Here is a 21,624-nt window from a genome sequence, read left to right as displayed (position 1 = left end):
GCATGGGCGATCTCTTTCAGAATTGGTGCTCAGGGGTTCCGATGGCTTCCCTTCGCTTGACTGGGCTGTTGCTCGCAGCGTGAGTTGCAAGCGTTCGTTCCGAAAGTAACGGGATTTCAGCCGCCGAATCTGAGCGAATCTGAGCGCGGCGCAGGCCCGCGCGGGCCTACAACGGCAGTTCCAGCCGCAGGCAGACTGGCTGGTCACCGCCCGCCGTTACCAGCGCCACGCTGCCGCCCAGCTTGCAAGCGATGCGCCGCACCAGGTACAGCCCGAGCCCGGCGCCGGGGTGTGCGCGGGCGCTGCGTCCGCGGTAGTAGCGCTCGAACAGGAGGGCCTGTTCCTCGGGCGGGATGGGCCCGGAGGTGTTGGCGATGTCGATGCGCAGGCGCTCGCCGTCTCGCTGGAGGTCGATTTGCACCGCCTGATGCCCGGGCGCGTGGCGATCGGCGTTGGCCAGCAGGTTGCGCAGGGCGATGCGCAGCAGTGCTAGGTCGGTGGTGAGATGGCGGGTACCTTCGCCCCGCGCGCAGACGATGCGGCCGGGGGCGAAATCCTGGCACAGCTCTTCGATGAGGGCGTGCAGGTCGCAGGGCGTCAGCCGCGGCTCGGCATGGGGTTCGGCCATGCGGTCTTCGGCAAGGCAGTCGTCCATCAGTGCCAGCAGGCGCTGCGCGGCTTCGCGGATGTTGCGGCTGCGCGCCAGGGTCTTGTTGGGCGGGGCGCCGAGGTTGCGCGCCAGTTGCTGGGCACTGGTGGTGATGATGGCCAGCGGCGTGCGCAGTTCGTGCGAGACCATGGCGACGAAGTCACGCTGCTCCTGTCGCACGCGCCGCTCCAGCTCCAGTGCGGCGCGCAGTTCGCTTTCGCTCTGCTCGCGCTGGGCGAGTTCGGCCTGCAGGTAGACCTGCTGCCGCTCGTGGGCGCGACGCCGGCGTTCGTGCTGGCCCAGGAGCCACAGGCTGAGCAGCACCATGTGCAGCATGGTGCCCAGTGCCGAGATGTGCTCGGTGAAGTCGTTGAGCGGCAGATAGCCCAGGTTGCGCGCGTAGGCGACGAGCACGCTTGCGTAGAACGCGCCGAACGCGGCCAGGAAGAAGCGCGCCGGCCGGTGCCCGCGCCGCAGCAGACGCAGGGCCAGGGCGATCAGCAGCACGGCCATGGGTATGGACAGCAGTTGTACCGGCGCTACGCCCCAGGCGTAGCGCCCGGCCGCCACCGGCAGGCAGGCGGCCAGGCCCAGGCCCCAGACCAAACGCAGCAGCGCCTTCGTGGTGCGCGGCAGCATGCGCGCCAGTTCCAGCTGCCGGGCAGCGACCTGGACCGCGATGGGCAGCGACAAAGCCACGCCGATGCCCAGTACCCGGTCGCTCCAGGCGGCGGGCAGGTCGGTGATCTGCTGCACTAGCCCGAGCGACAGCGCTTCGTTGAACACGGTGGTGCCGAGGTAGGCGAGGAACAGCCCGCTCATGGGCGCGCGCGTGGCGCTCCAGAAGAAGGCGTGCAGGCAGATCAGCAGCAGGTAGAAGCCGAAGTACAGGCCGAAAAACAGGCCTTCGCGGCGCGTGTGGTTGTCGAAGGCCAGGCGCTGCCAGAGTTCGAGCTTGGTCTTGAACGCGTTGCGCGTGGCAAGCCGCACCAGCAAGGTCTGCTCGCCCGCCTGGAGCAGGCCGAGCTGCACGGCCGGGCTGCGGAAGTCGGTCGGCCACTGGTGGCGCGGCACGTCTTCGCCGCTATGGTCCAGCAGGCGCCAGCCCCCGGAGGGCTGCTCGGTGTAGACGCGCACGTCGTCCAGCAGGGGGTTGCCCAGCAGCAGCATCCACTGGCCGGGCCGGGAGGCGTCGATGCGCAGGCGCAGCCAGATAGCGGCGCTGGTGAAGCCGGCGCTGAGGTTGCCGGGCAGGCTGGTCCAGCCCGGAGATTGGCCGGCCTGCGCGGCGTCCAGCGTGCCGCCGGGGTCGTCGAGCCGCTGCAGGTGGCCGGCGGTGTCGCGCATGGGGGCCGTGGGCTCTAGCCGCAGTGCTGGCGGCGGCGCAACTGCCTGCGAGTGCACCGGCCTTGCGCCGGCTGCGAGCAGCAGCGCCAGCAGTAAGAACAGCGCACGATAATTTCGCATTCGGGCTCCAGCGGCGGGCGCGAGCGTACCACTCCCTGTGACCTTCATGATCGACGTGATCCTCCTCGAAGACGAGCCGGTGCTGCGCGGCGAGCTGGGAGAATTCCTGGAGTACATCGGCTACGCGCCTGTCTGCGTGTCGAGTCTGGCCGAATTCGATCTCCATTTCGACGCCCGGCGCCACCGGCTGGCCATCATCGACATCGGCCTGCCCGACGGCAGCGGCCTGGAGCTGATCCAGCGGTTGCGCCAAGGCGGGCAGCAACTGGGCATCATCGTCTTCAGTGCGCGCAACACCAGCGCGGACCGCATCGATGGCCTTGAAACCGGCGCCGACCACTACCTGGGCAAGGGCTGCGACCTGCATGAGCTGGAGGCCACGCTGGCAGCACTGGTGCGCCGCCTGGGCTTGCAACGGCGCGAGGCGCGCTGGCTGCTGATGGTGGGCCCGAGCTGCCTGCAGCCCCCGGTCGCGCCGTCGGTGCAGCTGTCCTACCAGGATCTGCAGGTGCTGCACTGCCTGATGCGCGCCGCGGGCGAGAGCGTGAGCCGACGGCATATCGTGCAGGCGCTGGGCGCGGACTACCTGGACTACGACCAGCGCCGCCTGGACACGCAGATGCTGCGCCTGCGCCGCCGGGTGCTGGAGGCGAGCGGCCAGCCGCTGCCGGTGAAGACGCTGCGGAGCCTGGGGTACTGCTTTTATGCGCCGGCCACCATCTTCGAGTGAATCTGCGCTTTCATTGAATGCCTGCCATATTTCGTTGTGGCGGACGCCACGCCGCCGCGCGCGCTCAGGCCGACAGCGGCGCCTCCTGCATCGCCTCGGCCTGCTCCTCCAGCATCTGGACCTGGCCGCGCCAGTAGTCGCTGCTGCCGAACCAGGGGAAGTTGGCCGGGAAGATCGGGTCGTCCCAGCGCCGCGCCAGCCAGGCGCTGTAGTGGATCAGGCGCAGGGTGCGCAGCGGCTCGATCAGCGCCAGTTCGCGCCGGTCGAAGTCGCGCACCTGCTCGTAACCGTCGAGCAGGGCCGACAACTGCTGCGTGCGCTGGCGGCGGTCGCCCGAGAGCAGCATCCACAGGTCCTGCACCGCCGGGCCGGTGCGGGCGTCGTCCAGGTCGACGAAGTGCGGGCCGCCGCCGGGCAGCTCGGCGGGGGTCCAGAGGATGTTGCCGGGGTGGCAGTCGCCGTGCAGGCGCAGCCGGCGCAGTGCGCCGTCTTCGGCCGGAGAATCTGAAGGAAAAGTGGCTACAGCCTTAGTACATAGTGGGCTATCAGCTATCAATTTGAGAGCATCGTCGCAGGCGCGCTGCCAGTCGCCCTGCACGTCCAACGGCACTTTGTCGTGCGCCAGCAGCCAGTCGCGCGAGTCGGTGCCGAAGCTCCGCAGGTCCAGCGCCGGGCGCTGCGCGAAGGGGCGGCTGGCGCCCACGGTGTGCAGGCGCGCGAGGAAGCGGCCGGTCCATTCGAGCACCTCGAAGTCGTCCAGCTCGGGCGCGCGGCCGCCGCGGCTGGAGCTGACGCTGAAGGCAAAGCCGGCATGGTGGTGCAGCGTGGCGCCGTCGAGGGTGAGCGGCGCGACCATGGGCACTTCGGCGGCGGCCAGTTCGGCGGCGAAGGCGTGTTCCTCGGCGATCTGCGCGTCGCTCCAGCGGCCGGGACGGTAGAACTTGGCGACCACCATCCGGCCGTCTTCCAGCCGCGCCTGGTAGACGCGGTTCTCGTAGGAGGACAGGGCGAGCAGCCGGCCGTCGCCGTGCAGGCCCACGCTGGCCAGCGCGTCGAGCACGGTGTCGGGCCCGAGGGCAGAGTAGGGATGGAGGGTGTCGGCGGAAGCGGAGGCGGTCATGCGCCGATTGTCCCCCTCGCCTTGCAGCCCTGCTCAGCCGATGAATTGATCGCCTGGCGTCAGCGGCGCGTGGCGGTAGGTGGCCGGCGTGCGGCCGAGCTTGACCGGCGCGCCCAGGCCGCGATAGCCGCCTTCCATCTCGACCACCATGCCGCGGTGCGCGGTGTGCGGGTGCGTCAGTGCCGCCTCCACCGGCAGCACGGGCGCGGCCGGCACGCCGGCGGCCATCAGCTGATCCACCAGCGCGCGGCCATCGAAAGCGGCGAGCGCGGCTTCGAGCGCCCGCTTTAGCGCGTCGCGGTGCACCGAGCGGCCGCCCGCGTCGCGGTAGCGCGCATCGTCGGCGAGCTGCGGCTGGCCGATGCAGCGGCAGAAGCTGGCGAACTGGCGGTCGTTGCCGACGGCGACGAACACCGGGTCGGTGCCGGTGGCCAGCGCGTCGTAGGGGTAGATGTTGGGGTGCGCATTGCCGGTGCGGCGCGGCGCGGTGCCGTCCATGAACCAGTTGGCCGCATGCGGGTGCAGCAGCGACAGGCCGCTGTCGTACAGCGCTGCTTCCACCAGTTGGCCGCGGCCGCTTCTGCCGCGTTCGTGCAGCGCCAGCAGCACGCCGATCACCGCGTTCAGGCCGGTCACCATGTCCACCACCGGCAGGCCCACGCGCAGCGGGCCGCCCTCGGCTTCGCCGTTGATGCTCATGATGCCGGTCATGGCCTGCACCGCGGCGTCGTATCCGGGCAGGGCGCCCAGCGGCCCGTCGGTGCCGAAGCCGGTGACGCGGCACCAGATCAGGCGCGGAAAGCGCTGCGAGAGGGCATCAAAGCCGATGCCCCAGCGCTCCATGGTGCCGGTCTTGAAGTTCTCCACCAGCACGTCGGCTTCGGCCGCCAGCGCCAGCAGCGCCTCGCGGTCCTCGGCGCTGCCCAGGTCCAGGTGCATGCTGCGCTTGTTGCGGTTCAGGCCGTGGTAGTACGAGGCCACGCCGTCCCTGAAGGGCGGGCCCCAGGTCCGGGTGTCGTCGCCCTGCGGCGGCTCGACCTTGAGCACGTCGGCGCCGTGGTCGCCCAGGATCTGGCCGCAGTACGGGCCGCCGAGGATGCGCGAGAGGTCGAGTACGCGGATGCCGGCGAGGGCGCCGGTGGGGGCGGTTGGAAGGGGCTGCATCGTGCTCAATCGAGTTGCGCGCCAGACTGTTTGACCACGCCGGCCCACTTGGCGGTTTCGTCGTGGATGAAGCGGCCCAGCGCCAGCGGGCTGGTGTCGCTGGCCGCCTCCAGGCCCTGCGAGGCGAACAGCGCCTTGACCTTGTCCGCGGCCAGTACCTGGGCAAAGGCCTTGTTGAGCAGGGCGACACGGTCGGCCGGCGTGCCGGCCGGCGCCACCACGCCGAAGAACACGCTCACGTCGTAGCCGGGGTAGCCCTGCTCGGCCACGGTCGGCACCTCGGGCAGCGCCTGCGAGCGCCGGGTGGTGGTCACGCCCAGCGCGCGCAGCTTGCCGGCCTTGACGTACTGCTGGGCGGTGAGCACGTCGGTGAAGCTCATCGCCACCTGGCCGCCGAGCAGGTCATTGAGCGCCGGGCCGGTGCCCTTGTAGGGAATATGCTGGAAGTCGGTGCCCGCCATCGAATTGAACAGCACGCCCGCGAGGTGCGAGGAGGCGCCGTTGCCCGACGAGGCATAGGCCAGCTTGCCGGGGTTGGCCTTGGCATAGGCCACCAGTTCGGGCACGGTCTTCGCCGGCACGACGTTGGGGTTGACCACCAGGACGTTGGGCAGGTAGCCCACGCGGATCACCGGCGCGAAGCTCTTGACCGGGTCGTAGCTGATCCTGCGGTACAGGCTGGCGTTGATGGCCAGCGGGCCGGAGGTGCCGAACATCAGCGTGTAGCCATCGGGCTCGGCGCGCGCTACGTACTCGGCGCCGATGTTGCCGTTGGCGCCGGCGCGGTTCTCCACCACCATGGGCTGGCCCAGCTTGTCGCGGATCTCCGCGGCCAGGGTGCGCGCCATGGCATCGGTGGGGCCGCCGGGCGGGTAGGGGATGACCAGGGTCAGCGGCTTGGACGGGAAGGTGTCGGCGTGGGCCAAGGGTGCCAGGAGCGCGGCGGCGCAGCCGGCCGCGATGAGAAGGGCGCGTTTTTTCATGGTGTGTCTCCGTTGGTTATTGGGGGATGAAAGGGCGTCAGGCAAGGGCGCGCGCGGCCACGGCGGTCCAGCCGGCGGGCAGCTCGTCCGGCGCCAGCGGGTCGCGCGGCAGCACGCGGTGCAGCAAGGCCAGTTGGGCCCAGCGCAGGCGATCGGCCGAGCCGCCGGCCGCGGCCTCCCACGCCATGGCGCAGGCGCTGGTGCAGTGGTAGAGCGCGGAGGCGGCCTGGCGCGCCAGCACCTCGCCGCCCTCGCGCGCGGCGGTTTCGGCCAGGGCGCAGGCGCCGTGCAGCGCGCGGCGCAGCGCGTCGAGGAAGGCAGGCGTGACGGATGGGGCCTGCGCCGCTTCGGCCAGCAGGGCTTCGCAGTGCGCGCGCAGCACCGGCAGCGAGCCCTCGCGCCTGACCGCGCGGATCACGTCCAGCGCCACGATGTTGCTGGTGCCTTCCCAGATCGAGCCCAGGTGCGCGTCGCGCACCAGGCGCGGGTCGCTCCATTCCTCGATGTAGCCGCAGCCGCCGCGCACTTCCATGGCGTCGCCGGTGACCTTGCGCGCATCGCGGCAGGCGCGGAACTTGATGAGCGGCGTGAGGATGCGCAGCAGCGGGTAGCTGCCGTCTTCTCCGGCGTCGGAGCGGGCCAGCGCCTGCGCGGTCTGGAACACCATGGTGCGGGCCTGCTCGGCTGGCACGCGCAGCTTGTCGAGCTGGCGCCGCATCAGCGGCATGTCGGCCAGCGCGCGGCCGAAGGCGCGGCGCTCGCGGGCGATGAATTCGGCCTCGGCCACCGCGCGCCGCATCAGGCCGGCGGAGCGCACGCCGTTGGACAAGCGCGAGTTGTTGACCATGTCGGCCATCTGCTGGAAGCCGCGGCCGGCTTCGCCCACGAGGTAGGCCACGGCGCCTTCGAGCCGGATCTCGCCACTCGCCATGGAGCGCGTGCCCAGCTTGTGCTTGAGCCGGATGATGCGGTAGTGGTTGTGCGCGCCGTCGTCGAGTTCGCGCGGCAGCAGGAACAGCGACACGCCCTTCATGCCGGCCGGTGCGCCGTCGGCGCGCGCGAGCACCATGGCGAAGTCGGCGTCCGGGTTGGAGCAGAACCACTTGTCGCCCCACAGGCGCCACTGGCCGTGCGCGTCCTGCGTGGCGCGGGTGAGCGTGGCGGCGATGTCGGAGCCGGCGGCCTGCTCGGTCATGAACATGGCGCCCTGAGCCAGGGTGTCGAAGTCGAGCGACTGGAAGCGCGGCAGGAAGCGCGCCACCAATTCGGGGCTGCCGAACTTCCTGAGCGTGCGCGCGAGCGAGTCGGTCATCGACACCGGGCAGCACAGGCCGAACTCGGCCTGCACGAACAGGTAGGTCAGCACGTACTTGACCAGCGGCGGCATCCTGCCCTTCCAGCCCAGGGTTTCGTCGCGGTGCGACATGGCGCCCAGGCCGAACTCGCTGAGCGCCAGGCGCTCCATCTCGACGTAGGCCGGGTGCTTGACGACCCGTTGCGCGTCGAGCCCGGTGCGGCTGCGGTGTTCGAGCGTGGGCGGGTTGCGGTCGGCGGTGCCGGCAAGCTCGTCCAGCCGCCCGCCGGCAAGCCCGCCCAGGCGCTCGAAATGCGGCAGCATGTGGCGCCGCAGGTCGTCGGGCAGGTACAGCGCGAGCAGGCGGTGCAGCTCGGTGTCGGCGGTGAACAGGTTCTGGCCGTGGCGGTCGGGAATAGGATGGGCGTGCGCGGCTTCTGGCGCGACGCCGGTGGGGGCGGCGTTTGACATGCGTTTGTCTCCTGGTTCGCCGCATTGTTGAAGCCGCAATGATCCGTGTCTAATATCAAATTGGTCTTGTTCGATTTGATTTGACTATTCATGGAGCTGCGTCACCTGCGCTACTTCTCCGTGCTGGCCGAAGAACTGCACTTCGGCCGTGCCGCGGCGCGGCTGGCGATCTCGCAGCCGCCGCTGTCGGTGGCGATCCGCCAACTGGAAGACAGCGTGGGCGCGCGCCTGTTCGAGCGCAACAGCAAAGAGGTGCGCCTGACGCCCGCCGGGCAGGCGCTGCAGGCTTCGGCGCGGCGCCTGCTGGCGCAGGCGGAGGAAGCCGCGCTGGAGGCGCGCGACGTGGCCGCCGGCTCGGCAGGGCGGCTGCGCATCGGCTTTGTCGGCGCCATGCTGTACCGCGGGCTGCCGCAGGCCTTGCGCGCCTTCCAGGCCGGGCACCCGGCGGTGCGCATCACGTTGGCCGAACTCAATTCGGGCGAGCAGATCGCAGAACTGCTGCACGACCGGCTTGACCTGGGCTTCGTCCATACCAGCCGCATGCCGGCGCAACTGCGTCAACAACTGCTACTGGTGGAGCCCTTTGTCTGCTGCCTGCCGGCGCAGCACCGGCTGGCGCGCAAGCGCGTGCTGGCGCTCGACGATCTGCGAGAAGAGCCTTTCGTGCTGTTCGCGCGCAGCGTGTCGCCGGACTACCACGAGCGCATCCTGTCGATCTGCGCCCAAGGCGGCTTCCGGCCCGAGGTGCGGCATGAGGTGCGGCACTGGCTGGCGGTGGTGTCGCTGGTGTCGCAGGGCCTGGGGGTGGCGCTGGTGCCGCATGCCATGCGCCGATCGGCCTTGCGCGGTGCGGTGTTCCGCCCGCTCGAGCATGGCGTGGCGCAGTCGGAGGCCTATGGGGTCTGGCGCGCGGGGCCGGCGAATGTGCTGGTCGAGCGCCTGCTGCAGGGGGTCGTGGCCAGTCTGCCGGGGTGACTGGAACACCCCAGGCTGCGCGCCTCGCGTCTTTGCCTGTCTTTCAATGAAGCCGTGCTGCGGCCCCGCGGTGTCTGCGCATGGCCTGATCTGCGGCCTCCGGGATTCATTCACCGTGCGTGGCGCGTGAGCGGGCCGGCGGACGCCTGCGCGACAGGTCTGCGGAAAAGCCGCGTTGCGGTCATGGTCCCATCGTCCTAAACTGAGTTCAACTAAGAAAGCTATTGGAGGCAAGTCGATGCCTGACGCGACGCATGGCCGCAATCCCCTGCTCGGCACATGGCAACTGGTGTGCTGGGATATCCGCTACGGCGACGGCCGCTCCCCGACGCTGCCCTACGGCGACGCGGCCAGCGGGTTGATCTTCTACAGCAGCGACGGCTGGATGAGCGCCTGCATCGCGCGGGCGGGGCGCAGCCGGTTGTCGAGCGAGAGCGTGCGCAGCGCGCCCGAGGCCGAGCGGCTGGCCGCGTTCGAGAGCTACTTCCAGTACGCCGGGCGCTACGCCCTGCGCGAGTCCGAGGGCCGGCAGCAGGTGGTGCACAGCATCACCCATGCGCTCAATCCGAACTTCGTGGGCACCCGGCAGGTGCGCGACATGGACTTCGACGCGCAGGGCCGGCTCACGCTGTCGGCTTCCGACACGCTGCCCGGCAGCATCATTGCGCGCCAGCATCGTCTGGTCTGGGCACGCACATGAGCGCCGTGCTGTCGCCCCTGCCGATGTTCGAGGCGCACCGTGCCATCTTCGAGCGTGCGGTGATCGCCTGCCGCGAGCGCCATGCCTGGAGTCCCTATCCGGAGCTGCCGGCCAAGTACCCCGACAGCGCCGCTGCCCAGGCCGCCGGCCGCGCCGCCTTCGAGGCGCAACTAGGGCGGCCCTTCGTGCTCGGGCAGCCCGGCGCGCCCGGCGTCGGCCAGCAGGTCGGCGAGGAAATCTCACCCTATACCCAGCAGCCGCTGGGCATCGTCTACCCGCGCGCGGACATCGATGCGCTGTTCGAGGCGGCCGAGTCCGCCATCGGCGACTGGGCGGCGGCCGCGATCGACGCGCGCATCGGCGTGCTGATGGAGGTGCTCGACGTGCTCTACCGCGAGCACCTGTTCGAAATCGTGCACGCGGTCATGCACACCGCCGGCCAGAGCTTCAACATGGCCTACACGGGTTCGGGCGTCAACGCGCTCGATCGCGGCATCGAGGCCCTGGTCCATGCCAGGCAGGCCATGGACGCGGTCACGCCCACCGCGCACTGGCAGCGCGCCTTCGGCTCGGCCCAGATCGCGCTGCACAAGCGCTACCGGCTTGTCCCGCGCGGCGTCGCCGTGTGCTTCAGTTGCGCCAGCTTCCCGACATGGAACGCCTGGCCTTCGATGCTGGCCAGCCTGGCCACGGGCAATGCGGTCATCGTCAAGCCGCACCCGGCCACGGTGCTGCCGATGGCGATTTCGGTGCGGGCGTTCCGCCACGTGCTGGCCGAGCATGGCTTCGATCCCAACCTGGTCACGCTGGCGCTCGACACCGTGGACGAGCCTCTGGGCAAGCAGTTGGTGCAGCATCCGAAGACCGCCATCGTCGACTTCACCGGCAGCGTGGCGTTCGGCGACTGGGTCGAGCGCCATGCGCATCCGGCCCTGGTGTTCACCGAAACCGCGGGCTGCAATACCGTGGTGCTGGAGTCGGCCGACGACCTGGACGCGGTGCTGCGCAGCCTGGCCACGACCCTGTGCCTGTTCAGCGCGCAAATGTGCACCAGTCCGCAGAACATCTACATGCCCGCCTGCGGCGTGCGCACGCCGCAAGGCCTGGTGCCGCTCGACGAGGTGGCGCGCCGCCTGGCCGACGCGGTGAGCGCGCTCACCGCCGACCCGAAGAAGGCCGCCATGATCCTGGCCACGCTGCAGTCGCCGCGGACCCTGGACCTGCTCGCGCGCCTGCAGCAGGAGGGCGCACGGCGCGGTCGGGTGCTGCTGCAGCCGGCCGCCTATGCGCATCCGGAGTTTCCGCAGGCGCGCACCAGTACGCCGCTGATGCTGCAGCTCACCACGGCCGAGCGCGATCTTTATGGCCAGGAGCGCTTTGGCCCGGTCAGCTTCGTGATCGCCTGCGCGGACGCGGGCGATGCCCTGGCCCAGGCCAGCCGGGACGTGACGGAGTTCGGCGGGCTGACGGCGTTCCTGTATTCCACCGATGAGGACTACATCGAGCGCGCAGAGCGGGCCTATGCACGCGCCGGCGCCCAGCTCACCATCAACCTCACCGGCCCGATGCCGCTGAACTTCGCCGCCGCGTACAGCGACTACCACGTGACCGGGCTCAACCCTGCCGGCAACGCCAGCCTGACCGACGCGGCCTTCGTGGCCGGGCGTTTCCGCATCGTGCAGTCGCGCCGCCCCGCACCCCCTGCCATTGCCTGAAGGAGAAACGAATGGGACACAACGACATTCCCGTGCTCAGTGGTGGCTTCGCGCCGATCGAGCAGGAGTTCACGCTCGACCTGACCGAGGTGGAGGGCGAGATCCCCAAGGACCTCACCGGTCTGCATGTGCGCAATGGCCCGAACCGCCGCTTCGCGGCAACGGGGCGCTACCACTGGTTCGATGGCGACGGCATGCTGCATGCGGTGCGCTTCGAGGGCGGCCGCGCCCGGTACCAGAACCGCTGGGTCCAGACCGATGCCCTGCGCGAAGAGATGGCGGCCGGCACCGCGCTGTGGCAAGGCATCAAGGATCCGCCGCGCAAGGACCGGCCCGACATGCCGATGAAGAACACCTCGAACACCGACGTCAAGTTCTACGCCGGCAAGCTCGTCTCCATGTGGTACCTGGGAGGTGACGTCTACCAGTGCGACCCGCGCGACCTGTCAACCGTCGGCAAGATCGATTTCGATCCGCGCATGAAGGGCCTGCCGGTGTCGGCGCATTCCAAGGTGGACGAGCGCACCGGCGAATTCCTGTTCTTCGCCTACGGCAAGGAGGCGCCCTACATGCACTACGGCGTGATGGACCGCTTCGGCAAGCTGCAGACCTTCATGCCGGTGCAACTTCCCGGCCCGCGCCTGCCGCACGACATGGCGGTCACGCCGAACCACACGGTGGTGCACGACCTGCCGCTGTTCTACGACATGGACGCCTTCGCCGCCGGGCGCCACAAGCTCAAGTTCCACCACCAGTTGCCCTCGCGCTTCGGCGTCATTCCGCGCCATGGCACGCCCGAGCAAATCCGCTGGTTCGAGGCCAGTCCGACCTACATGTACCACGTGTCCAACGCCTGGGAAGAGGACGACGGCCAGGGCGGCACCGAGATCGTCATGACCGGCACGCCGTTCCGGCTGCCGCGCGACTGGCGCGGCAACATCGAGGTGGAGCGCTTTCCCAAGATGCTGGCCAACCTGGAGCATGACTTCATGTTCTACGAATGGCGCTTCAACCTGCGCACCGGCCAGACCCGCGAGCGGGTGCTCGACGACATCGTGAACCAGGAGTTCCCGGTCATCAACTCCTGGATGCAGGGCTACAAAACCCGCTACTCGTGGAACGTGCTCATGGGCCGCAGCAACCGCGCAGAAGACCCGCGTTTCTGCGGCTTCGTGCGGCAGGATCTGGAGCGCGGCACCTGCACCAGCTACCACGAGGGCGTGGACAAGTGGTTCAGCGAGGCGCCCTTCGCGCCCAGGGATGGCTGGCAGGCCGAGGACGACGGTTACCTGGTCGGCTTCCTGTGGGATGGTGCGAAGAAGGCCTCGTTCGTGACCGTGTTCGATGCGCGTGACGTCGCGCAGGGGCCAGTGGCGCGCATCCGGCTGCCGCAGCGCGTGCCCAACGGCTTCCATGCCACCTGGGTCAGCGGCGAGCGGCTCGCGCGCGGCTATTGAAGGGCGTCAGACGGTCCGTCCGTCACAAGGAAATCCACCGTGATCCTGATCCCGCAACACAAGATCGATGCCTACACCGCGCGCGGCTGGTGGGGCGAACAGACGCTGTGGTCGCTGTTCGTGCAGCACCTGCACGCGCGACCCGAGGCCGAGGCGGTGGTCGACGCGCCCAACCGTGCCGAGTTCGCGCACGGCACGCCGCGCCGGCTGAGCTGGGCGCAACTGGGCGAGGAGGTCGATCGCTTCAGCCTGCTGTTGCTGGCCAGCGGCATCCGGCGCGACGAGGTGCTGGTGGTACAGATGCCCAACGGTGTCGAGCAGTTCGTGGTCTACCTGGCCTGCGCGCGGCTGGGCATCATCGTCACGCCGGTACCGGTGCAATACCGCGAGCATGAGCTGGGCCATATCCTCTCTCTCACGCGGGCGGCCGCAGCGGTGACCTTCTCGCGCATCGGCAAGCCTGGCGGCGGCCATGGCGCGGCGCGTATGTTCGTCGGCCTGCGCGCCGAGCACCCGGCGCTGAGCACCGTGCTGGCCTGGGGCGAGGCGGCGGAGCCGGGCGCGGTCGATGTCGGGGCCGCCCTGCGCTGCGTCCCGAGCGAGGCGGATCGGCGGCGGCTGGCCCAGGCCGAGAGCGCCGCCGCCGTCAGCGCGAACGACGTGTTCACCATCTGCTGGACCTCCGGCACCGAGGCCGCGCCCAAGGGCGTGCCGCGCAGCCACAACGAATGGCTGGTGGTTGCGCCCTCGATCATCGAGGCCGGTGAGATCCGGCCGCACGCGCGTCTGCTCAACCCGTTTCCGCTGGTCAACATGGCGGGCCTCTCCACCGCGTTCGCGGGCTGGCTGGTGCTGGGCGGGACCGTGGTGCAGCACCAGCCGTTCTCGCTGCCGGTGTTCCTGCAGCAGTTGCGCGAGGAGCGCATCGACTACACCGTGGCCGCGCCGGCCATCCTCAACACCCTGCTGCAGAACGAGCAGTTGCTGGCCGGCATCGACTTCGAGCGGCTCGCGCGCATAGGCTCAGGCTCGGCGCCGCTGTCGGAATGGATGGTGCGCGGCTTCGCCGACAGGTACGGCGTGCAGATCGTCAACTACTTCGGTTCCAACGAAGGCGCGGCGCTGTCGGGCAACCACGTCGACATTCCGGAGCCGGAACTGCGCGCCCAGTTCTTTCCGCGCGCCGGCGTGACCGGGCACGAGTGGAGCATCTCGACCACGCGCAAGATCCGCACGCGCCTGGTCGATCCCGAAACCGGCGAAGACATCGTGGTGGCCGGCCGGCCCGGCGAGCTGCGCTTCGACGGACCGACCATCTTCAGCGGCTACTGGAGCGCGCCCGAGCTGAGCCGGCGTGCCTTCGACGACCAGGGCTTCTATCGCACCGGTGACCTGTTCGAGATCGCCGGCGACCGCCTGCAGTACTACCGCTACGTGGGCCGTTCCAAGGACCTAGTGATCCGCGGTGGCGTCAACATCTCGGCGGAGGAGATCGAAAGCCTGCTGCTGGCGTGCCCCGGCGTGCGCGAGGTGGCCGTGGTCGGCGTGCCCGACGCCACGCTGGGCGAGAAGGTCTGTGCCTGCGTCGTCTCGGCCGAGGGCGCGCCGCTGACGCTGGAGCGCATCGTTGACTTCCTGCGTGAGCACAAGCGCGTGGCCGTCTACAAACTGCCCGAATACCTGCTGCCGCTCGACGAGCTGCCGCGCAATCCGGTCGGCAAGATCCTCAAGCGCGAGCTGCGCGAGCGCGCGCGCCTGCTCGCCCCGCCCGAGGCCGCGCGGCAGTCCACGAGGGCACCAGCGTGAAGCCGCTGCTGCTGCTGATCCCGGGCATGCTCAATACGCCCGCAGTCTGGCGCCACGTGCGGCCGCTCCTGGCCGAGCGGGCTGAGGTGCGCGTGGCCGACGTGCAGACGCAGTCCAGCATCGCCGAAATGGCGCGCGATGCCTGGACCCTGCTCGGCGACGTGCCCGCCGATGTGCCGCTGGTGCTGTGCGGCTTCTCGATGGGCGGCTACGTGGCCATCGAGATGCTGGCCAGTGCACGCCGCCCGGTGGCGGCGCTCGGCCTGCTCGACACCTCGGCGCAGCCGGAGACGCCGCAAGGCCGGGCTGCGCGCGAGAAGACGATCGCCGCGATGGAGCGCGACTTCGACAAGGCCGCTGCCGGCATTGCGCAGTTCAGCACCGCCGCCGCCAGCCAGAGCCGCCCGGAGGTGATGGACGAACTGGGCGCGCTGCTGCGCGAGGTCGGCGCTGCCACTGCGATCCGGCAGAACCGCGCCATCATGGAACGCGCCGACCACCGGTCCCTGCTGGCGGCGCTTGCGCTACCGGTGTCGGTGATGTGCGGGCGCGAGGACCGCATCACGCCGCCGGCGCTGTCCGAAGCGCTGGCTGGCCTGATCCCGGGCGCGGCCCTGGAGTGGATAGAGGACGCCGGTCACATGACGCCGATCGAACAACCCGCCCGCGTGGCCTCGCTGATCGGCACGTTGCTGGGGCGCGCATGCACAGGCAAGGAGACGCAAGCATGAAACGACGCAGCGCACTGCAAAGACTCGGATCCATGTCATTGCTGGCCTTACCCTTCGGGGCGCGGGCGCAGGGCTTTCCCGATAGGCCGCTGCGCATCGTCGTGCCGTTCGCGCCCGGCAATACGCTGGACACGGCGTTGCGACAGGTGGCCGAGGCCTTCCAGAAGCGCGTCGGCCAACCGCTGCTGATCGACAACAAGCCCGGCGGCTCCGGCATCATCGCCGCGCAAACGGTGATGGCGGCGCCGCCCGACGGCTACACGCTGCTGCTGGCCAATACCAGCATGTTCACCATCAACCCACACACCTTCGCACGCCTGCCCTACGACCCGGACAAGAGCTTTCGCCCGGTCACCAACTTCCTTGGGGCGTCAATGGTGATGGCGGTGAACAATAGCGTGCCGGCGCGCAACGTCGCCGAGTTCGTCGCCTGGACCAAGTCGCGGCCGGGCAAGGTGTCGTTCGCCTCGTTCACGGCCGGCAACTCCTCGCATTTCGCGGGCGTGATCCTGAACCAGCGTGCAGGTATCGACATGGTCCACGTGCCCTTCAACGGCACGCCACCGGCCGTGACCAACCTGGTCGGCGGCCAGGTCGATGCAGCCTTTCTGCCGCTGCTGGCGGTCAAGCCGCAGGTCGATGCGGGCAAGGTCAAGGTGCTGGCCGTCACCAGCCCGCAGCGCTCGCCGCTGATGCCCGAGGTCGCCACCTTCCGGGAGCAGGGCTACCCGGATCTCGAGATCTACATCTGGGCGGCCATCGTTGCGCCAGCCGCCACGCCGGGCGCGGTGGTCGACAGGCTCAATGCCGAATTCATCAGGATTCTGCAGTCGGCCGACATCAAGGAGCAGTGGCGCGCGATGGACTTCGAGCCCTTGCCCTCCACGCCCGACGAGTTCACCCGGTTCGCCCGCGCTGATTCCCGGCGCTGGGCCGAGGCGGTGAAGATTTCCGGCTTCAAGGCCGCTGAATGAACAACAAGGTTGATCCCATGGTGTCCCCTGCGTCCTTCCCATTGCGGCTGCCGGTGTTTGCCGCCCCGATGTTCCTGATTTCCGGTCCCGAGCTGGTACTGGCCGCCTGCAAGGCCGGCATCGTGGGCGCATTCCCCACGCCCAATGCGCGGCCGATCGAGACGCTCGACGCCTGGATGAAGCAGATCACCGAAGGTCTGGCCCATGCGCGCGACGAGCAGCCCGCGTCCACCATCGGCCCCTGGTGCGCCAATCTGGTCACGCATTCGTCCAACACGCGGCTGGCGCAGGACCTGGAACTGGTCGCGCGCTACCGTCCGCCCATCGTCGTGACGGCGCTGGGCAGCCCGAAGCCGGTGATTGAGGTGGTGCATGGCTACGGCGGCCTGGTGTTCGCCGACGTGGTGAGCCTGGGGCTGGCGCGCAAGGCCGCGGCCGCCGGCGCCGATGGCCTGGCCTGCGTCTGCGCGGGTGCCGGCGGACACACCGGATTTCTCTCGCCCTTTGCCTTCGTCAGCGCGGTGCGCGAGTTCTTCGACGGCCCCATCGTGCTCGGCGGCGGCATCAGCGACGGGCGCGGCATTGCCGGCGCCATCGCCAGCGGCGCCGACTATGTCTACATGGGCACGCGCTTCATCGCCGCCGCGGAGAGCATGGCCCATGCCGACTACAAGCAGATGCTGGTCGACAGCACGGTCGACGACCTGGTGGTGAGCGCCGGCGTCACCGGCACGCCGGCCAGTTGGCTCAGGGCCTCGCTGATCTCCAACGGCCTGGACCCCGACAACATGCCGCAGGCGCCGACCCGCCAGTACGACAGCAGCCAGACTCTGGCGGCGCGGCGCTGGAAGGACGTATGGGCGGCCGGGCAGGGCGTGGGCGCCACCCGCGCGGTCGAGCCGGTGGCGCTCATCGTCGAGCGGCTGGCCGGCGAATTCGCGCAGGCCCGTGCACGGTTCGGTGGCCTGTCGTACGCGGACGGCGCCGCGCCTTCGCCGGGCGCACGCCTGAGGAGCGTCGCATGAGCACGCAGGTCTACGTCCTCGGCGGCTACCAGACCGACTTCGCCAAGGCCTGGTCACGCCACGGCCAGGACCTCTCGGACATGACGCGCGAGGCCACGCTGGGCGCGCTGGCAGCGGCCCGGGTCGAGGCGGCCGAGGTGCAGAGCATCCATGTCGGCAACGCCTTTGGCGAACTGCAGCGCCAGCAGGCGCACCTGGGCGCGATGGTGGCGCAGGTGGTGCCCGAACTCTGGGGCGTGCCGGCGATGCGGCACGAGGGCGCCTGCGCCTCGTCCTCGCTGGGCGTGCTGGCGGCCATGGCCGAGATCGAGGCCGGGCGCTACGACTGCGTGCTGGTGCTGGGGGTGGAGGAGTTCAAGAACCTGCCCGGCCACGTGGCGTCGCAGAACCAGAACGCCGCCGCCTGGCAGGGCCGCGAGGACATCGACTGCACCTTCATGTGGCCGGCTGCCTTTGGCCAGGTGGCGCGCGAGTACGAACTGCGCTACGGCCTCGACCGGCGTCACCTGAACCGCATCGCCGAACTCAACTATGCCAGCGCGCGGCGCAACCCGCTGGCCCAGACCCGGCAGTGGCGCTTCGACGCGCAGAGCTTCACCGATGACGACCAGGCCAACCCCGTGATCGAACCCGGCACCCGCCGCCAGGATTGCGGCCAGGTGACCGACGGCGCCTGCGCCGTGGTGCTGGCCTCCGAGCGCTTCGTGCGCGCCAGGAGCAGCGCGCCCGGACGTCTGGCGCGCATCGCCGGCTGGGGGCACCGCAACGCCGGTCTGCGGCTGGCCGACAAGTTCGAGCGCAGCCGCGGGCAGCCCTACGTCTTTCCCCATCTGCGACAGGCCATCGAGGATGCCTGGCGCCGCGCCGGTGTGCCGGGCATCGAGGCCGTGGACGGCGTGGAGACGCACGACTGCTTCACCACCACCGAGTACCTGGCCATCGACCACCTCGGTCTCACCGCGCCGGGACAGAGCTGGCAGGCGGTGGAAGACGGCAGCATCGAGGCTGGCGGCCGCTGTCCGGTCAACATGAGCGGTGGCCTGATCGGCTGCGGGCATCCGGTGGGCGCCACCGGCGCGCGCATGCTGTTCGACGCGGCGCGCCAGGTCACAGGCCAGGCCGGCGACTGCCAGATCGACGGCGCCGAGCGCATCCAGACGCTCAACATCGGGGGGTCCTGCGCGACCGTGGTGAGCTTCGTGGTGGCCCGCGGCGCGGTCTAGGGAGGTGTGTATCAACCCGATTTCGGGAGAAGCGCCACCGCGGGCAAGCCCTTGAAATGCGCAACGCGGGTCAGCAACTGCGCATCCGGATGGCGCGAGGTCGAATAGACGATGACACGCCCTATGCTGGTATCCAGCGGCACGGCCATGCACTGACTTCGCTGAGCGATGCGAGTGCCTGCGCGACGCACAGCCTCGGGGTGCTGACCTCCAATCGTCGCCTTCCCTATGATCGTGGAATGGACACGCCACGCCACTGATGCCCGACCTCGACCTTGACCTCACCCGCGACGCACTCGCCACCAGCACCCTCGACCACGGCCTGCAACTGCTGGGTGAGCGCTGGACCATGGCGGTGGTGCTGGGCGCCTTTCTGGGTGTGCGCCGCTTCGACGAATGGCAAAGCCGCCTGGGCATACCGCGCCACACGCTGGCGCAGCGGCTGCGCTCACTCACTGAACTGGGGCTGCTGCGCCAGCGGCCCTACCAGCAACGGCCTTTGCGCCACGCCTACCACCTGACGACCAAGGGCATGACGCTGTATCCGCATGTGCTCATGATGTGGGTGTGGGAGCGGCGCTGGGGCAGGCGCGCGCTCGATTTGCCCGAGCGCCTGGTGCACACGCGCTGCGGACACGCTTTCGCGCCCGCTCTGGCCTGCGAGGCCTGTGGAGAGAAGGCCGGCATCGGCGACCTGCGCTTCACGCTCGCGCCCAACACGGCGCTGCAGGGGAGGCCGTCGGTACGGTCACGGGCGCCGCGCCTGGCCGCCTCCGATGGCGCTGAGCCGAGCCATGGCCTGACTGTGGACCGTTGGGTGCTGCTGATCGTGTCGGCCGTACTCCTCGGCTGCCATCACTTCGATGCGCTCAGCCATGTGCTGGGCATTGGCAGCAGCGTGCTGAGCCGCCGCCTGGCCAACATGGTGGATGCGGGCCTGCTGCTGTGCCAGACCGACCTGGCCGACGGCCGCCGCAAGATCTACCGGCTGACGCCCGCCAGCCGTGACCTGTTCGGCTACATCCTCTGCTTTGCGGCGTGGGCCAGCCGACACCACTTCGGTGAACCGAGCTCGATCCGCCCGACCCACCGTGCCTGCGGCCGGCCGTTCCGGCCGCAGGTGGTGTGCAGCCACTGCCGCGCACCGCTGCTGGCGCACGAAGTGCGATTCGAAATGGCGCCTCAGTGATCGGGCGCCCTTGCGCAAGAATCAGGCGTACACGATGTCCACGGCGATGTTGCCGCGCGTGGCGTTGGAGTAAGGGCAGACCTGATGCGCGGCATTGACCAGCTTCATCTTCTGCTCGTCGTCCAGGCCCGGCAGGCTGATGGACAGCTTCACCGCGATGCCGTAGGCCGCGCCGCCGTCGGTCGGGCCGAGCGAGACGGTGGCATACACGGCCACGTCTTCCGGCACCTTGACCCCGACCTTGCCGGCCACGGCCTTCATCGCGCCGATGAAGCAGGCCGAGTAGCCGACGGCAAACAATTGCTCCGGGTTGGTGCCGGGCTTGCCGGAGCCGGGCGGGTTGAGCTTGACGTCGAGGGCGCCGTCGCTGCTCTTGCCGGCGCCGCCGTCGCGGCCGCCGGTGGTGTGGGATTGCGCGGTGTAGAGAACCTTGTCGAGTGGCTTGGTCACGGTGCTTCCTTTGCTGGGTTGAGGGAGGGAGGAAAATGGGTCAGGCGGCCACGCGCAACTGGTCGCGCAACGCCTGCAGTTGCCGGGTGAGTGCCAGCAGTTCGGCAATGGAGCACTGGCTGGCCTGCAGCAGGCATTCCGGCAGGGCGCGCGCGCGCGCCTTCAGGCGCCGGCCAGCGGCGGTCAGGGTAATCAGCACGCGGCGCTCGTCGCCAGCGTCGCGCAGGCGGGCGAGCAGGCCTGCCGCCTCCATGCGCTTGAGCAGGGGCGTGAGCGTGCCGGAGTCGAGCGACAGCCGTGCGCCCAAAGCCGACACTGTCAGCCCATCTTCCTCCCACAGGGCGAGCATCACCAGATACTGCGGGTAGGTGAGATTCAGCTTGTCCAGCAGCGGTTTGTAGACCTTGGTCATGGCCAGCGACGCGGAGTACACCGCAAAGCACAGCTGGTGGTCCAGCCGCAGCAGTTCGTCGGTGCTCAAGGTCGTCGTTGGCATGGCTGTAATGTAGTGCTCAATTGAATTGAGTGCAATTTAATTGGAAAAACCGCGCCATGCACGCGGTCTTGCGGGGCGATGGCATCGTGAAGTATGACACGCCCACGCGCCCTAGTAACTGTACACGCCGCGTCCGGTCTTGCGGCCCAGGCGTCCGGCCGCGACCATTTCCTTGAGCAACGGGCAGGCGCGGTACTTGCTGTCGCCGAACTCGGCGAGGTAGACCTCCATCACCGCCAGGCACACGTCCAGGCCGACCATGTCGGCCAGCGCCAGCGGGCCGATCGGCTGGTTGCAACCGAGTTTCATGCCCGCGTCGATGTCCTCGGGCGACGCCAGTCCCTCGGCGAGCACGAAGAAGGCCTCGTTGATCATCGGCACCAGAATGCGGTTGACCACGAAGCCCGGCGCGTTCTTCACCGTGATCGGCGTCTTGCCGAGCTTCTCGGCCAGGGCCTTGACGGCATCGTGCGTGGCGTCGCTGGTCTGCAGGCCGCGGATGATCTCCACCAGCGCCATCATCGGCACCGGATTGAAGAAGTGCATGCCAATGAAGCGGTCGGCGCGGCCGGTGGCGGCGGCGAGCTTGGTGATGGAAATGGATGAGGTGTTGGAGGCCACGATCACCTCCGGCTCCAGCAGCGCGTCGGCCTGCTGCAGGATCCTGAGCTTGAGCTCGTAGCTCTCGGTGGCGGCCTCGATCACGAGTTGCGCCTTCTTCAGCGCCTCGTAGTCCGTCGAGGTCGCTATGCGCGCCAGGGTGGCGCTCTTGTCGGCAGCGGTGATCTTCTCTTTCTTGATCAGGCGCTCCAGGCTGCCCTCGATGGTGGCGATGCCCTTCTGCACAGCGGCATCCGAAATGTCCACCATCACCGCATTGATGCCGGATACGGCGCAGGCCTGCGCGATGCCATTGCCCATGGTGCCGGCTCCGATGATGCCGACGGTCGAAATCGTCATGTCTATATCTCCTGAACGGTCCGAAAAAACCCGAATCCTATACAC

Annotated in this window: 20 protein-coding genes; 11 read left to right on the top strand and 9 right to left on the bottom strand. The window is 69.3% G+C overall.

Annotation, left to right across the window (positions count from 1 at the left end):
* Positions 1-166: 166 nt before the first annotated feature.
* Positions 167-2,116, bottom strand: coding sequence for a sensor histidine kinase (locus JHD63_RS06080; RefSeq protein ID WP_198969846.1), 1,950 nt, complete (start codon positions 2,114-2,116; stop codon positions 167-169).
* Between the two features lie 46 nt (positions 2,117-2,162).
* Here JHD63_RS06080 and JHD63_RS06075 point away from each other — a divergent pair, with 46 nt between their 5' ends.
* Positions 2,163-2,846 (top strand): response regulator transcription factor, encoded by a 684-nt coding sequence (locus JHD63_RS06075; protein ID WP_198969845.1) that lies wholly within the window; start codon positions 2,163-2,165, stop codon positions 2,844-2,846.
* 64 nt (positions 2,847-2,910) lie between these two features.
* On the opposite strand, the gene JHD63_RS06070 is transcribed toward JHD63_RS06075, so the two are convergent.
* From JHD63_RS06070 to JHD63_RS06055, 4 genes are read right to left on the bottom strand one after another with little or no spacing between them, the layout of a single operon-like run.
* Complete coding sequence (locus tag JHD63_RS06070) at positions 2,911-3,966, bottom strand: serine/threonine protein kinase (protein ID WP_198969844.1); 1,056 nt, start codon at positions 3,964-3,966, stop codon at positions 2,911-2,913.
* Between the two features lie 33 nt (positions 3,967-3,999).
* Positions 4,000-5,130 carry a CaiB/BaiF CoA transferase family protein gene (locus tag JHD63_RS06065; RefSeq protein WP_198969843.1) on the bottom strand — a complete coding sequence of 377 codons (1,131 nt, stop codon included), beginning with the start codon at positions 5,128-5,130 and terminating at the stop codon, positions 4,000-4,002.
* Between the two features lie 5 nt (positions 5,131-5,135).
* The gene (locus JHD63_RS06060; protein WP_198969842.1) at positions 5,136-6,113 is read right to left on the bottom strand and encodes a tripartite tricarboxylate transporter substrate binding protein; all 978 of its coding nucleotides are present in this window, start codon (positions 6,111-6,113) and stop codon (positions 5,136-5,138) included.
* Positions 6,114-6,150: 37 nt separating this feature from the next.
* Positions 6,151-7,878, bottom strand: a complete 1,728-nt coding sequence (locus tag JHD63_RS06055; protein ID WP_198969841.1) for an acyl-CoA dehydrogenase family protein — start codon at positions 7,876-7,878, stop codon at positions 6,151-6,153.
* Positions 7,879-7,968: 90 nt separating this feature from the next.
* On the opposite strand from JHD63_RS06055, the gene JHD63_RS06050 reads away from it, so the two are divergent.
* The 9 genes from JHD63_RS06050 to JHD63_RS06010 all read left to right on the top strand — a co-directional run bounded on the left by JHD63_RS06050 (position 7,969) and on the right by JHD63_RS06010 (position 18,484).
* Positions 7,969-8,853, top strand: a complete 885-nt coding sequence (locus JHD63_RS06050) for a LysR family transcriptional regulator (RefSeq protein ID WP_198969840.1) — start codon at positions 7,969-7,971, stop codon at positions 8,851-8,853.
* A 238-nt stretch (positions 8,854-9,091) separates the two neighbouring features.
* Positions 9,092-9,553 (top strand): lipocalin-like domain-containing protein, encoded by a 462-nt coding sequence (locus JHD63_RS06045; protein WP_198969839.1) that lies wholly within the window; start codon positions 9,092-9,094, stop codon positions 9,551-9,553.
* Positions 9,550-11,268 carry a phenylacetic acid degradation protein PaaN gene (gene paaN / locus JHD63_RS06040; RefSeq protein ID WP_233167697.1) on the top strand — a complete coding sequence of 573 codons (1,719 nt, stop codon included), beginning with the start codon at positions 9,550-9,552 and terminating at the stop codon, positions 11,266-11,268. The genes JHD63_RS06045 and paaN overlap by 4 nt, the downstream gene beginning before the upstream one ends.
* An 11-nt stretch (positions 11,269-11,279) precedes the next feature.
* Positions 11,280-12,725, top strand: coding sequence for a carotenoid oxygenase family protein (locus JHD63_RS06035; protein ID WP_198969838.1), 1,446 nt, complete (start codon positions 11,280-11,282; stop codon positions 12,723-12,725).
* Between the two features lie 39 nt (positions 12,726-12,764).
* Complete coding sequence (locus tag JHD63_RS06030; RefSeq protein ID WP_198969837.1) at positions 12,765-14,531, top strand: class I adenylate-forming enzyme family protein; 1,767 nt, start codon at positions 12,765-12,767, stop codon at positions 14,529-14,531.
* Positions 14,528-15,262, top strand: a complete 735-nt coding sequence (locus JHD63_RS06025; RefSeq protein ID WP_370590405.1) for an alpha/beta fold hydrolase — start codon at positions 14,528-14,530, stop codon at positions 15,260-15,262. Before JHD63_RS06030 ends, JHD63_RS06025 begins: the two co-directional genes overlap by 4 nt.
* Entirely contained in the window at positions 15,259-16,236 is a 978-nt protein-coding gene (locus tag JHD63_RS06020; protein ID WP_233167695.1) for a Bug family tripartite tricarboxylate transporter substrate binding protein, read from the top strand. The genes JHD63_RS06025 and JHD63_RS06020 overlap by 4 nt, the downstream gene beginning before the upstream one ends.
* Before the next feature lie 17 nt (positions 16,237-16,253).
* Positions 16,254-17,261, top strand: coding sequence for an NAD(P)H-dependent flavin oxidoreductase (locus JHD63_RS06015; protein WP_198969836.1), 1,008 nt, complete (start codon positions 16,254-16,256; stop codon positions 17,259-17,261).
* Positions 17,258-18,484, top strand: a complete 1,227-nt coding sequence (locus tag JHD63_RS06010) for an acetyl-CoA acetyltransferase (protein WP_198969835.1) — start codon at positions 17,258-17,260, stop codon at positions 18,482-18,484. Before JHD63_RS06015 ends, JHD63_RS06010 begins: the two co-directional genes overlap by 4 nt.
* Before the next feature lie 11 nt (positions 18,485-18,495).
* Here JHD63_RS06010 and JHD63_RS06005 read toward each other — a convergent pair whose 3' ends face one another.
* Positions 18,496-18,633 (bottom strand): hypothetical protein, encoded by a 138-nt coding sequence (locus JHD63_RS06005; RefSeq protein ID WP_198969834.1) that lies wholly within the window; start codon positions 18,631-18,633, stop codon positions 18,496-18,498.
* A gap of 110 nt (positions 18,634-18,743) precedes the next feature.
* Here JHD63_RS06005 and JHD63_RS06000 point away from each other — a divergent pair, with 110 nt between their 5' ends.
* Positions 18,744-19,673 (top strand): winged helix-turn-helix transcriptional regulator, encoded by a 930-nt coding sequence (locus JHD63_RS06000; protein WP_198969833.1) that lies wholly within the window; start codon positions 18,744-18,746, stop codon positions 19,671-19,673.
* 21 nt (positions 19,674-19,694) lie between these two features.
* On the opposite strand, the gene JHD63_RS05995 is transcribed toward JHD63_RS06000, so the two are convergent.
* The 3 genes from JHD63_RS05995 to JHD63_RS05985 all read right to left on the bottom strand — a co-directional run bounded on the left by JHD63_RS05995 (position 19,695) and on the right by JHD63_RS05985 (position 21,579).
* Positions 19,695-20,123 (bottom strand): organic hydroperoxide resistance protein, encoded by a 429-nt coding sequence (locus tag JHD63_RS05995; RefSeq protein ID WP_198969832.1) that lies wholly within the window; start codon positions 20,121-20,123, stop codon positions 19,695-19,697.
* A gap of 40 nt (positions 20,124-20,163) precedes the next feature.
* Positions 20,164-20,619 carry a MarR family winged helix-turn-helix transcriptional regulator gene (locus JHD63_RS05990; protein WP_198969831.1) on the bottom strand — a complete coding sequence of 152 codons (456 nt, stop codon included), beginning with the start codon at positions 20,617-20,619 and terminating at the stop codon, positions 20,164-20,166.
* Between the two features lie 111 nt (positions 20,620-20,730).
* Complete coding sequence (locus tag JHD63_RS05985) at positions 20,731-21,579, bottom strand: 3-hydroxybutyryl-CoA dehydrogenase (protein WP_198969830.1); 849 nt, start codon at positions 21,577-21,579, stop codon at positions 20,731-20,733.
* Positions 21,580-21,624 lie beyond the last annotated feature (45 nt).

The sequence above is a fragment of the Xylophilus sp. ASV27 genome (genome assembly GCF_016428875.1).
Taxonomy (GTDB): Bacteria; Pseudomonadota; Gammaproteobacteria; order Burkholderiales; family Burkholderiaceae_C; genus Xylophilus.
Note: the sequence above shows the minus strand (reverse complement) of the source record. Positions and strands in the feature narration are given on the sequence as shown.

Bases quoted from the DNA above. Each gene is read 5' to 3' on its own strand.
- JHD63_RS06080 (WP_198969846.1), bottom strand. From the start codon at position 2,116: ATGCGAAATTATCGTGCGCTGTTCTTACTGCTGGCGCTGCTGCTCGCA.
- JHD63_RS06075 (WP_198969845.1), top strand. From the start codon at position 2,163: ATGATCGACGTGATCCTCCTCGAAGACGAGCCGGTGCTGCGCGGCGAG.
- JHD63_RS06070 (WP_198969844.1), bottom strand. From the start codon at position 3,966: ATGACCGCCTCCGCTTCCGCCGACACCCTCCATCCCTACTCTGCCCTC.
- JHD63_RS06065 (WP_198969843.1), bottom strand. From the start codon at position 5,130: ATGCAGCCCCTTCCAACCGCCCCCACCGGCGCCCTCGCCGGCATCCGC.
- JHD63_RS06060 (WP_198969842.1), bottom strand. From the start codon at position 6,113: ATGAAAAAACGCGCCCTTCTCATCGCGGCCGGCTGCGCCGCCGCGCTC.
- JHD63_RS06055 (WP_198969841.1), bottom strand. From the start codon at position 7,878: ATGTCAAACGCCGCCCCCACCGGCGTCGCGCCAGAAGCCGCGCACGCC.
- JHD63_RS06050 (WP_198969840.1), top strand. From the start codon at position 7,969: ATGGAGCTGCGTCACCTGCGCTACTTCTCCGTGCTGGCCGAAGAACTG.
- JHD63_RS06045 (WP_198969839.1), top strand. From the start codon at position 9,092: ATGCCTGACGCGACGCATGGCCGCAATCCCCTGCTCGGCACATGGCAA.
- paaN (WP_233167697.1), top strand. From the start codon at position 9,550: ATGAGCGCCGTGCTGTCGCCCCTGCCGATGTTCGAGGCGCACCGTGCC.
- JHD63_RS06035 (WP_198969838.1), top strand. From the start codon at position 11,280: ATGGGACACAACGACATTCCCGTGCTCAGTGGTGGCTTCGCGCCGATC.
- JHD63_RS06020 (WP_233167695.1), top strand. From the start codon at position 15,259: ATGAAACGACGCAGCGCACTGCAAAGACTCGGATCCATGTCATTGCTG.
- JHD63_RS06015 (WP_198969836.1), top strand. From the start codon at position 16,254: ATGGTGTCCCCTGCGTCCTTCCCATTGCGGCTGCCGGTGTTTGCCGCC.
- JHD63_RS06010 (WP_198969835.1), top strand. From the start codon at position 17,258: ATGAGCACGCAGGTCTACGTCCTCGGCGGCTACCAGACCGACTTCGCC.
- JHD63_RS06005 (WP_198969834.1), bottom strand. From the start codon at position 18,633: ATGGCCGTGCCGCTGGATACCAGCATAGGGCGTGTCATCGTCTATTCG.
- JHD63_RS06000 (WP_198969833.1), top strand. From the start codon at position 18,744: ATGCCCGACCTCGACCTTGACCTCACCCGCGACGCACTCGCCACCAGC.
- JHD63_RS05990 (WP_198969831.1), bottom strand. From the start codon at position 20,619: ATGCCAACGACGACCTTGAGCACCGACGAACTGCTGCGGCTGGACCAC.
- JHD63_RS05985 (WP_198969830.1), bottom strand. From the start codon at position 21,579: ATGACGATTTCGACCGTCGGCATCATCGGAGCCGGCACCATGGGCAAT.